Genomic DNA, 12,306 nt, shown 5'->3' with positions numbered 1-12,306 from the left:
CTCAGTGGTTGAACAAAAATTCTTTTGTATTCATCAATGCCCACAATAAATCATGCAAATTCTCGCGAGCGACTCGAGCTGCGTCGAGCGGTTTTCCTTCCGCATCCGTACGTGGTTCAGCCAGATAGGCAATGGCGGTCGCCAACTCGTCCGCTCGAGGTGGCCGTGAAAAGGCGGCGAGATATAGCTCGCGGACTTGCGCCTCGGGCGCGATCTCTGTTTTGACGAACCGATCGGCGCGGCCACCTGCGAAAGCAAGCTTGGATTTGATGTCTGCGGCGTTGAGCAGGTGCAGACTTTGCCCCAAACTCGCCGATTGGACTCGCTCGCACTCACACACGCTGGAACTTTCGGGGCGTCCAAATACCTTCAGAAAGGGCGACGATTTATTGTAGCTGTTGTCCGGCAGTGCGACCGCTCGAGTGCCTGCGGGCAGGTTGGCAAAGTCCGTGCGAGAACCTGCCAAGTTGTCAATCGAATCGAGCAACACCTCCGCTTGCAATCGTTTGGGATAGAACCGCGAGTAGTTTTGGCGATCGACCAAGTTTTGATCGTTTGGAGCGGCACTCAGTTGATAGGCTCGCGAACTCGTGATTACACGAACCAGTTCCTTCAAGTCGTAGCCACTTTCGACAAAATGCCGTTCCAATGCCTCGAGCAACAGTGGGTTGGTCGGTGGATTGGTGTCGCGAATGTCATCTTCGGGCTCGATCAAGCCCCGCGATAGAAAGTGTTTCCAGTATCGATTCACCAAGGCTTTCGCAAAGAACGGATTCTGTTCGGCTGCCATCCAATCGGCCAGCTTTAGGCGTGGGTCTTCATCAGCGCTGATCACGCCAACGTCATCTCCTAACGCGGCGGGCGGAATCGTCTGGCCCGTCTTGATATTCTTGGAACCCGCCATGCCTCGTTGATGAAAGATCAAGTCTTCGCCGGGGACCGCCGTCGGTTTGCGTCCCACTTGGCTGAAGAACGCGGCCAAACCGTAATAGTCGTCTTGGCTCCAGCGTTCAAAGGGGTGGTGGTGACATTGAGCACACTGCATGCGAACGCCGAGGAACAATTGGGCAACGTCCTCGAGTTGAGCATTCGGCTCTTTGACTCGCTTGTACCAAGCGACCGCGGGGTTTGCGATCACGGTACCCGTTGCCGCTAAGAGTTCACGCGTGATTTGATCATAGGGGCGATTCGCCAACAGACTGTCGCGCAACCATGCATGAAAGGCAAAATTCGATGTGATGTCGCTACGATCATCACGGCGATTCTTCAGCAGCGTCGTCCACTTGTTGGCGAAGTAATCAGCGTACTCAGGGCTGCGCAACAGCGAATCGATCACTTGGTCTCTGCGATCGTCATCCGGGTTGGCCAAAAACGCTTCCGTTTCCGCCACGCTGGGCAATCGGCCGGCGATGTCCAAGCTGACCCGTCGCAAGAACGTCGCATCGTCACACAACGGAGACGGTGGAATACCCAGTTCCTGCAAATTTGCAAAGACCCGTTCATCGATGAAGTTATTAGGCGTGGGTAACTCAGCCACCTCGGCACCCAACGGGATCGATGCGCTGTATACCGAGACTTGACCTTGGTAGCGGACCATCACCGCGGCGCGACCGGGCAGATCGAGTGCCTTGACCAATCCGCCCTCAGATACTTCAACCATCGCGCGGTCATTCGATTCATACAATGCTAACTTCGTGACATCGCGGACACTGTCGTCCGAATAGTGGGCGATCACTTTCAGCGATTGTTCTGAATTGCATTGCAGTAAACCTTCGGCTGGCTGAACCTCCACTGACACCAGTTGAATTTCTTGTTCAGGTCCCAGTGGCGCTCCTTGAGCAATCCAGCGACGCATCACCGCGTAGCCTTCTGAATCGGGCTCCAGACGAATGCCTCCGCCATGCGGAGTCTGTCCCGAGGCCTTCTGCAACAACAGACTTTGATCGGGGGACGCGGGAGAAAGACGTCGACCACGTCCCTCGAGTGCCGTGTGCTCATAGTCTTCGAGCGGCTCGAAGCCGAGCAATGAAAGCTGAAAACCATTTTGGCCTCCGCCCGCCTTCGCGTGACACACTCCGGTGTTACAGCCCGCCTTGGTCAACACCGGAGCGATGTCATTGACAAAGCTGATGGTCGACTCGGACTCGCTTGCGTGAAGTCCAACACTCACACTTAGAAACAGGCAAACTAAGATCCGTCGAGCATGAGCTGATACGCGACAGTGGATGTCGAATCGCATGGCTGGAGGTCAATTATGACTGGGAAGGGACCCGTAATCGGGGGCAGGAGGTCCAATGGACCGCCCGTATTATATCCGACCAGCGAGTGCGAGTCCAGCACAGCCAAAAGAGGGGCTGTTTCGCCGATTCCGCGATTCTCCCCCCACGTGGACGCCCTGCTTAGGTCTGGCACACCCTCCTGTCTGACGCTCGTGCGTAGCACCATCCAAAACACTTGAACCGGCGGGATGGAGCATGTAGGCAGGAATCGTTGTGGACAATCCCAAGCCGCTAAGCAAACCAACAGGCCGCCAACACCAAACCGGCCAATCTACGGAAAGAATCCTGAGTAATGGCTAAGCAGCGGGACTGAGAAAAAGTTGACGTTGCCATGATTGATGTCGATACCGTCGCGTTCGCGGTGGGCCACGTTCTGGCGAACGTAGCTACTTTTTTGAGCCGACATCGTTTTTCAACATGTTCTAGCGGCCCATATGCCTTCGCTGCCCAGACTACTTCCCGGCGGGGATGATCGGCAGCACCACGTGGGATCGCCGTTCGCTGTCATGAAAGATCGTCTGTTCAGCGACGATCGATGTTTCAGCCAGCCCGATGTTGTCTTCGCCGGTATTGAGGTTCCGTAGATAATACGGGTAGTAACTGCTCGAGATTTCGATCCGAATTTGATGGCCGCGGGCAAACAGGTTTCCAGTCGGACGCCAAAATTCAATCGTATATTCACTCGCTTTTCCGGGAGTGATCGTGCTGAGTTGTTCCGGATTGAAGGCGCCGCCTCGCTGTGGATCACGATGCCGCGCCCGCATTACCCCTTCGGCTAGAAACATCGCTCGTCCATCGGGGTGAACATCGGACAAACGCACCATCCAATCGGTGTCCTTGGCGCTGGTCGCTGCATACAGCTTCGCCGTGATCGGCCCGACGATCTCAACGTCCTGCGTGAGCACCTCGGTGTTGTAGACCAGCACATCGTTGCGTGCTGCGGAGACGCTGATATCGCGAGGGCCGTCGATGTGGCCATTGGTGAATCCCGCCGAGGGCGTCGGGTTTTCTGGATCATAGCGATAGACATCGGGTTCTTGATCGCTCGGGGGTTCGAGACGAAGACTCCCATCGCCAGCGGACGAATTGGCTGGGCCGCCGCTGTGCAGGTAGTACTTGGTGAACTGCGTTTCGGGTAGCGGCCAATCCTGAGCCGCACGCCATTGGTTCTTGCCCATCACAAACACATGCACCGGCGGTGCGTCCATCACGCCGTTTTCGATGCCCTTTAAGTGAAAGTCGAACCAGCGGCAAATGTAGCCATCCCAGTCGATGATGGCTTGGGGACCAAAATCGACACCTGCGGCTTGCTGATGACGATTGATGATGTGCTCCCAAGGCCCAATCACCATTTGGGGGCGGCGAGCCGCCGGGGAGCGACCATGCTGTTTCATGCCCAGGTAATTCATCGGCGTGCCGGGGAAATTGCCGTCAAACCAACCGCTGATCGCCAGTGTCGGGACGTTCGCCGCTGCGTAATGTTCCGGCGTTTGGTAGGCGATGTCACGCCAGTACTTTCCCGCAGCGGTGTTTTGAGTGATCCATTTACGCCACCAATCCGTCGGCAAATGCCCACGTGACTTGTCAAATTCGATGTAGGGAAGTTGCCGGTAGGCCTGCTCGCGGTTGACCGCGAAACCACCATAGGGTCCGGGGCCTACCGAATGTGACGCGCGACCCGAATTGGTCCCACCCCAGTCCATCATCCAGCAAACCAGGATGCCGTTTTGATAAGGTGCGTTATAAAAATGATCGGGCGGAGCTACCTCGGGAACCATCGCTTTTAGTGACGGTGGCGATTGGGTAGCGGTCCACCATTGGGCCCACCCCATATAAGAAAGCCCGTAGGTGCCGACGTTGCCGGTACACCAAGGTTGCTTGGCGATCCACTCGACTAAGTCGTAACCGTCGGTTTTATGTAACGGGGAAAAGGGATCCCAATCGCCACCCGATTCAAATCGACCGCGGGAATCCACATTGATCACCACATAACCGCGTGTTGCAAAACGCCGGGCCCGCGCCGCTTGGCCGTTCTTGTTGTAGGGCGTCATTTGCAAGATGGCGGGAAAACGTCCGTCATCTTTCGGACGAAAAATATCCAACTTTAACTCCACCCCGTCGCGCATCGGCGCGGCGCGATTTAATTCGTCAAGCACTTCGTAGCTAGCAGAGGAAATTTCACCCGCTTGCGGTTGAGCTCGTGCGACCGAAGCTGAAAAAGTGATAAAGCTTGCTGCCAACATCACGGCAATACACCAAGCCACACGGGATCGGCGCAAGGGATGAGGGATCAGAACGGTGGGCATCAATAAAGCCATGTGAGAATTTCTCCAGGATGCATCGGTTCGTGAAATGGGCTTGCCGTTAGCGAACCTAATCCAGATGATTCAAGCGATTTACAAACGCATCGATCAATCGGAAAACGCTATCGGGGATTGGTAGCTCCGATGATACACCGGACGATGGATACCAGGGGGAAGGAGGCTGTGCCTTTTTCCTCGTTCGCTAGAGCCTTTTGAATTTTGATGTCGCTGCCGTCGCTAGTCGATGGACCACGTACTGGCAAAACGCAGTTACGGTTTGAATCCCAAGTCCGTTGTTAGATTGATCTAATTCAGGCAACAGGATGGCGCAGAGGAGATGTCGCAGAGGAGATGGCGCAGAGGAGATGGCGCAGAGGAGATGGATCAGAGGAGATGGATCAGAGGAGAGGGTTGGCCCGAGGCAAGGGGAACGTCCCGCAATCGAATCATCGAAGGTTCGCAGAACACTTACGGGCAAAGCGGAGATGCGATGAAGGGGGGGGAGCGGGGCCACGATTCGCGAACGGTCGCATGAACGACCACTTCAGCGGAGGACGCAAGGAGGCGTGGGGGCGATTGCGACACCACCCCCACTGAGACTCGATCCGTGCGTTAGCGCAGTCGCATTACAGGCTCTTGGCTGCCGCTTGGTCGACGTAGAAGGTCAAGTTTTCTGGTTCGATATGCGACGCAGGGAAACTTTCGAACTCACCGGTCTTGTTGATCACCTGGGCCAGCACGTCCGCTTTTTCTTCGCCCGTGATCAGGAACGCGACCTTCTTGGCTCCGTTGAGCACAGGGCCGGTTAGCGTGATGCGCTTTTGAGCGGTCTCGGGGTGAATCGCCACTTCGCAAACCTGGACCGATTTCAAGAATTGACTTTGATGAGGGAATATCGAGGCGGTGTGCCCATCCGTTCCCATTCCCAGAATCACCAGGTCGAATTGAGGGATTGCGTTTTCGTCGATCTCAACATGATTGTAAATTTCGTTTTCGTAACGCAGTCGCTCGTCGTCGGGATCGGACTCACCATGGACACGGTGCACGTTGTCTTCGGCGATTTGGATTTTGTCGAAGAACAGTGTTTTGGCAACGCCGTAGTTACTCTCGCTGTCGTCCGGATCGACACATCGCTCGTCGCCCCAGAAAAAGTGAATGCGGGACCAATCAATTTTGTCCGCATACTCACTTGCCCATAGCTCAAACAGCATCTTGGGGGTGCTGCCACCCGAAAGGGCTACGGTGATTTTGTCTTGTCCTTGTGTTTCGACCCAGGCGGCGAAATCGGCGGCAAAGGCGGCTGCGACGGAGGAAGGGTCGGCCAAGGTTTTTGTTTCAATACTCATGTTTTTTTCTAAAAAATGGATGCCACGTTCGCCCTGGTTGTTCTCTTAAACATTCCCCAGGGCAATTCTGTTTTGACGTTACCAATCCCACCGCGCGTCGCATTCGATTTACGGCGGATTTCACCGCGATGGGCCGATCGGTACTGGCTTCATTAAGGGGCTGCGCCGGTGATGGGGTCCAAGATTAGAGCATCTTTGCTTTCGTTCCGATAGCGACTAAGGCGCTTAGCCCACGGTGTATGCCGCGGGTAAAACGTCGCTTGCGCCGAGCGAGTCACGATCGTGACTTCGGATCCGGGCCCAGGGGAGGGCGTTTCTGCGAGCTGACACCCGCAGCGAGGTGCTTTCGTCGCGATCGCGAAGAATCAGGTGGAGAGTGACCAGGAAGGATTGCCATGCAATCGCCGGAGGACGCGACGGTGTATCGTAGCCCCGCAATCGCTGCCGCCGGAGGGCCTTAGCTGAGCTCGGTCAAGGGACCGGTGCTGTCGCCGAACGACTCGACGTCGATCCCGCTTGCGTTCAACATCGAATGGTACAGATTGCAGAGGGGAACATCTTTGTAGGCAATATGGCGACCGCTGTTGAATTTGCCTCCGGCACGCCCGCCGACCAGGATTGGCAAATTGTCGGGATCGTGACGGTTACCATCCGAGATGCTTGATCCGAATAAAATCATCGAATTGTCCAACAAGGTCGACTCGCCTTCACGGATGCCTTTCATCTTCTCTAGCAGACGAGCAAATTGCTGGACGTGCCAATGCGTGATCTGTTGGTACTGACTGATTTTCGCTTCCTTGTTTTCATGATGACTCATTTCGTGATGCCCTCCTGCGACGCCATCGAGAAACGAGAAATTGCGTCCCGAAACATCATTGGCAAACATGAACGACGCCACTCGGGTCGAATCGGTTTGGAACGCCAGTACCATTAGGTCCAGCATGACATCGATGTGTTCACGAAAATCATTGGGCACGCCCGGGCGACGTCGGGCGATTTCAACTGGATCGACACTCGGTTCCCAGTCGCGACCCCCATGATGGGCCGCATGCTCGATCCGTCGCTCGACCGCACGAACCGCGTCGAGGTATTCATCCATCTTAAATTGGTCGTCACGTCCCAAACGGCCACGTACGCGTTTCGCATCCTCGAGCACGTAGTCGAGCAAATTCGTATACGATTCGGATTCCTCGTGGCTCGTCTTGGATGCATGGCCAAACAAGCGATCATAGACGATCCGGGGACTCATCTCCTTAGCGACGGGACGATTCGGGGTCTCCCAAGAAATATAAGAACCGTACAATCGGGTGTAGCCCACGTTGCTGTCGATCCCCGAAACCACGGGCTCGGTGGCCAATTCTAAGGAGGGAATAGGAGTCTGGCCGGCTTGGTGTTTCGCGATCATTTGATCCACCGAAATCCCACCACTACTGATATCCTTGCTGGTCGTTTTGGTGACGGGCATTCCGGTCAAGAAGTTAGCCGTCTTGGCATAGTGTCCGTCCCCGCCATGGCTGTGCTTCTTATCTAAGCCGGTTAGCACCAACACATCGTCACGGACGGGGGCGATCGGTTGCAGCGAGGGAGTTAATTCGTAGTCAGGCCCTTGCGTCTCAGGCACCCATGCTTTCTCCCAAACGCCATTGGGGAAGTACAGAAACGCCGATCGGATTGGTGCATTGCCACCGGCGGCATCGACGGCCGCGCGAGCCGACGGAGCGAGTGCGGAGTGCATCCACGGGAGTGCCAGTGACACGCCCATGCCTTTCAGAAAACGGCGTCGATCGGGGGTGTCTGGCGTCGGAATCGGTTGATGGGTCATCGTTAGAATCGTCCCTGGAAATGCCGTCGAGTGAGTTTCATGATGGAGTGACGTTACTCCGATGGTTGCGGTGGTTTGAAAAAGCGATGTTGAAACGGATGGCTCAAACAAATCGTTTCGATCAAACACGCCGCGTGGTCATTGTGCAATTTTAGCTGCTCTAAACACTCGGTCACCACACAATCATCAAACTTGTTGAGTGACCGTCCCAGCGCGAAGCCGAGTAGCTTCTTGACAAAGTGTTTGCGGAAATCGTTGTCACGTTGGGCGATGAGCTTCTTTAGCTCGCTTGGACCGCTAAAAGTTTGCCCCGAGGGAAGCTGACCGCTGGCGTCTATCGGAAACTCGCCGTCGGCGGTTCGCCACCGGCCTACGGTATCAAAGTTTTCCAAGCCAAAGCCGAGCGGATCCATGCGACTGTGACACGATGCACAAGCGGGATTGTCGCGATGGACTTCGAGCTGTTCGCGTAACGAACGGGGTTTACCATCGTCGGCGACCCCTTCTAACGCAGGAACGTTCGGAGGCGGTGGCGGGACGGCCGAACCAAGCACTTCACTTAGGATCCATTGGCCACGCAGCACCGGACTGGTTCGCCGCGCATGCGAGGTGCTCGCCAGCACCGCACCCAGGGTGATCACCCCTCCGCGACGTCCATCTTCCACTTTCAACCGCTGCCAAGATGCATCCGTCTTGTCCGTGGAACTCGGAAACGAATCGTCCGGCTGCGAAAGTTGATAATGTGCGGCCAAACGTGGATTGACTATCACATGGTCGCCATCAATCAAGTCGAGCAAACGTCGGTCGTGTTGGAAAATATCGCTGACAAAGGTAATCGCTTCCTGACGCATGTCGGCAACAAGGGCGGGATCAAAATCGGGGAACAGCTCGCGGTCGGGCTGTACTTTGCGTTGCAGGTCGGTGAGTCCGAGCCATTGCAGCCCAAAATTCTCACCGAGGCGACTGGCACGCGGATCTGACAGCATGCGGGCGACTTGTGCTTTCACGATCACGTCGTCAAGGTTCTCCCCCGAATCCGCCAACGCCGCTAATTCGGCATCCGGGATCGAGGACCAAATGAACAACGCCAACCGCATCGCAAGTTCGTGCGGAGTCAGACGCTGGACGCCTCCCTGGTCCGACTCACGCTCCACGACGAATAGAAAGTTGGGGGACAACAACGTCGCTTTGAGCGGTTGTGCGACGGCTTGTTGGAACGCAGCGTGATCTTGTTTGGAACCTGAATTGTCCTGAGCTCGAGCCAACGTGGCATCGTACAAGACCATCAACCGCTCCAGCTCGTCCTCGGCAATAGGGCGTCGCCAAGCTCGGCGTGCGAAGCGTTCGACTATCCCGTTGGCGGCGTCGCGGTCCAGTGACGTTTCGTTTGCCAACACGAACTCGGTGCTATTGTCAGGGGCGAGCAGTTGTTGGATAGCCCAGTCCGCGCCGCGAAGATAGCCTTCGAGGTGAATCGGAGAAAGAAACAGCGAGTCACCGTTGGTGTCAAAGCCCTCGCCACCGCTGCCGTCCGACGGCAGACTGATCGACTCGGGTAACACTTTGCCGACGAGATCCTCGACCGCAAAACGGTATTCGCTGCGGGTCAAGCGACGCGACATCACCGTGCCGCGATACCACTTTTGCGTCTCCTCCGACGCCAGCTCATCGCACAGATTCGGCTTTGGACGGGAATCAAACCAAGCTTGGACCTTCGCTTTTTGATCAGGTTGAAGGGGTTCGTTACCTTCGGGAGGCATCTCGCCCAGGCTAATCCGCTTGACGACTCGTTCCCATGAATCGATGTGCTTCAGGGCTGTGTTGGCATCCGCATATTGTTGGATGTCAAACTCCCCTTCCGCATTGTCCTTGCGATGACAATCCAAGCAATGCGTTTTCATCAGCGGCAAAACATGGGCTTCAAAATCTGCCTTCCAAGTGGCTTCATTCGGATTGGCTATCGCGTGATTACTAAGCAGTGATCCGATCAGCAAAACGAGCAGATAGATGCAGCGCGTCGATGAGCAAGGCGTTGCGTTGCAATATCGTGGTGGTCTTGCCATCAGCAATTCCGTCACGCGCGCGATGTCGCGTTTCCAAAGGAGGGGGGGAGAGAGAAGCCAGGTCTCTCGGTGGGACGTCACATTGTACCAATTCAAACTGGAAAGCAAAACAACAATCGACCGGCACCTGAGTTCACGCGGTTTTGTCCTCCTTTTTCGTCAAAATGCGTCTTTTCGGGTTCACACGCACCCTTGGCTTGTTCGCAGGGACGCCGAAGCTCTGTAATGGGGGGGGCCGCCGCGATTACCGCGGCCGGAATGTCAGGGGGGGGCAATTTCAGTAGCAACATCAGAGCACGGAGGTCGGAGTATCGAAGCAAGCTGCTGAACCTGAATGGGGTGAAACCCAAACGAGCGAGGCCAATGTGCCTTGAATAGCAAAACGGCGGATGCCCCCTTTTCACTGTCGTGGGCACATGCGAACGGCTTCAGGAAATCTGGCAAAGAGATGGTCAGGAGAACGCAATGGTTCTGTTGCGAGTGGCTCTCCGCCGCATCGTGAATTGCAAAGGCTCGGTCACTCCGCGCTAAAAAAACACACGGGAAAGATATAAACGCGGAGGCGCGGAGAATCGCGAAGTATGCGGCGGACAACATCACGCCCGGCGAAATCGAAGCGGTGATTCGGTAACTCACCGCATGCACGGCCGCCGATGGCTTCTAGACCAAACGCGAAGACCACCACCAAAAAGATCTGTATGTGCAACGGATCGACTATCGCGAATTGTCAATCGTAGTGGACGTGGCTACACGTCCTGCAAGAGGATCTTTAGCAAGATCCACTACATCAGAAGCATCGCTTGCGGTTGAGTCGTCCGCTGACTACAAATCGGGGCACAAGCTCTTCTAGCTCGTCAACCAACTCGAAATCGTTGACAGTGAAAAATGTATTCCCGATGGCATTCTGCACATTAAAGCGGTGCCGCTGGTCGTGTTTGAAGTCAAAAGTGCGGCCCGAGAAGAAGCGACAAATTACGACGTCTTCAAACAATTGAAGATCCGCAATCCGAACGACACTCGGCGGTCGATAACAACCATTTTGCACAAGGGAGGCACTTCGTGGCCGACAAGCTAACCGACGAACAAATCGACACGATTCGCCTTGAACTACAAGCGGGGCGAAAACTCAATGCAGTCAAGCTGTACAAACAATGGACGGGAAGCTCCCTTGTCGCTGCCAAGAACTACGTAGAGGGTCTCCCCGCTGGCACCGCAACCGTTTCCTGGGACAAGGATCTCGATGGGAAACAGATCGACGAAATTCTCGATGCCATCCAAGCGGGCAGCAAGCTCAAAGCTGTCAAGCTTTACAAAGAAGCTACGGGCGTGAGGTTGAAGGAATCAAAGAAGTTCATCGAACGTTTGACGCACGAACTGGGCATCGAACCACGAAAGGGGTGCGCCGCAACGATCTTGTTGTTTGTGATCGCAGGCATCGCGACACTCCCGTTGTTGCTCGATTCCTAAACCGAGCGGCGTAGCAAAAAGGCTGAGCGTAACAAAAAGGGTCAGCAGTGAATGCCGTGGACGCCGACGACGTGGACGCCGACTGCGAAACGGTGGAGCGGAGGCTCGTAATTGCTTCGCCCATGGTTACTCGCTTGCAATTCTAGACATGCGGGTGCATAATTCGAGGATAGCAACGGCCGCCACCAAGTTCCAGTGGGTCACGCCTTGGGAGTGGCTGGGATTTGCCCCTCGTGTCGTTGGTCACCCTGTGCGTGGGAGCGTCAGAGATGAGGATCACTCGATTGATTGGGTTGCTGATGATTTGCGCCGCCGCGTATGCAGCTGTTGCTCCTGGAGGACGCAGCGACGACGTCGCGCAAAGCAAACCCTCGGAACGTCCCGCGGACAACGAGTCGCCTGCAACCGAAACGCAGCATATTGAGACGAAGGAACTGTCCGTCGAGCTGGCACGCGATCGTGCGACGGTGATGCAGGATGTTTACAAGTCAACGCTGGCGATGTTACATGACCGATACTTTCATCGTGACAAGTCCCTGCTTCCAGCGCGGGCGATGCAGGACATCTTTTCCGATATCGAAGATCAGTCGGGTGTTGAAGCACGTTGGATATCGGCGAGCCTCAAGCCCATGAGCGTCGACCACGCCCCCAAGAGTGAATTTGAAAAGCGAGCGGCGAAGGAGATCGCCACAGGTTCCACACACGTCGAATTGGTGGAAGACGGATATTATCGCCGCGCTCTGGCGATTCCATTAACGGGCGGTTGTTTGAGTTGCCATGAAGGCATCTTTCAAAACAGTGGCCGCAAGAGATTTGCTGGCCTGGTCGTCAGCATTCCATTGCGTTCTGAGCCGTAACGTAGCTCGGCAGAGTGTTTCGATCTTATTTGCTTACGATACGCTCGACCCTCATGCGGCGATCAAAGCGACGCTGGCGGAGGAAATAAGGACAGGAGCAATACCGTTCCATTTTTCCGCCCGCCTGTTGCGGCGGCATCGGTTGGAAACGCGGAGCATCGCAGAGGAG

At 55.5% G+C, this 12,306-nt stretch carries 8 protein-coding genes; 2 read left to right on the top strand and 6 right to left on the bottom strand.

Going from position 1 to position 12,306, the window contains the following annotated elements:
* Position 1: 1 nt before the first annotated feature.
* The 6 genes from Pla52o_RS24175 to Pla52o_RS24155 form a co-directional block, all read right to left on the bottom strand.
* Positions 2 to 2,239, bottom strand: coding sequence for a DUF1549 and DUF1553 domain-containing protein (locus Pla52o_RS24175; protein ID WP_146597213.1), 2,238 nt, complete (start codon positions 2,237 to 2,239; stop codon positions 2 to 4).
* Positions 2,240 to 2,550: 311 nt separating this feature from the next.
* Positions 2,551 to 2,685, bottom strand: coding sequence for a hypothetical protein (locus Pla52o_RS27740; RefSeq protein WP_261343360.1), 135 nt, complete (start codon positions 2,683 to 2,685; stop codon positions 2,551 to 2,553).
* 46 nt (positions 2,686 to 2,731) lie between these two features.
* A complete protein-coding gene (locus Pla52o_RS24170; RefSeq protein WP_146597212.1) occupies positions 2,732 to 4,597 on the bottom strand; it encodes a CocE/NonD family hydrolase in 1,866 nt (621 codons plus the stop codon).
* 611 nt (positions 4,598 to 5,208) lie between these two features.
* Positions 5,209 to 5,928 carry a 6-phosphogluconolactonase gene (gene pgl, locus Pla52o_RS24165; RefSeq protein WP_146597211.1) on the bottom strand — a complete coding sequence of 240 codons (720 nt, stop codon included), beginning with the start codon at positions 5,926 to 5,928 and terminating at the stop codon, positions 5,209 to 5,211.
* 457 nt (positions 5,929 to 6,385) lie between these two features.
* Complete coding sequence (locus Pla52o_RS24160) at positions 6,386 to 7,750, bottom strand: DUF1552 domain-containing protein (protein ID WP_231612625.1); 1,365 nt, start codon at positions 7,748 to 7,750, stop codon at positions 6,386 to 6,388.
* Between the two features lie 53 nt (positions 7,751 to 7,803).
* Complete coding sequence (locus tag Pla52o_RS24155) at positions 7,804 to 9,813, bottom strand: DUF1592 domain-containing protein (protein WP_146597210.1); 2,010 nt, start codon at positions 9,811 to 9,813, stop codon at positions 7,804 to 7,806.
* A gap of 1,059 nt (positions 9,814 to 10,872) precedes the next feature.
* Here Pla52o_RS24155 and Pla52o_RS24150 point away from each other — a divergent pair.
* Both Pla52o_RS24150 and Pla52o_RS24145 read left to right on the top strand, forming a co-directional pair.
* Complete coding sequence (locus tag Pla52o_RS24150) at positions 10,873 to 11,280, top strand: hypothetical protein (RefSeq protein WP_146597209.1); 408 nt, start codon at positions 10,873 to 10,875, stop codon at positions 11,278 to 11,280.
* 269 nt (positions 11,281 to 11,549) lie between these two features.
* Entirely contained in the window at positions 11,550 to 12,137 is a 588-nt protein-coding gene (locus Pla52o_RS24145; protein ID WP_146597208.1) for a c-type heme family protein, read from the top strand.
* The last annotated feature ends 169 nt before the right edge of the window (positions 12,138 to 12,306 follow it).

Source organism: Novipirellula galeiformis, from assembly GCF_007860095.1.
In the GTDB taxonomy this organism is placed as follows: domain Bacteria; phylum Planctomycetota; class Planctomycetia; order Pirellulales; family Pirellulaceae; genus Novipirellula; species Novipirellula galeiformis.
The sequence above is the reverse complement of the archived record's forward strand: the minus strand, read 5'-3'. Positions and strand labels throughout refer to the sequence as shown.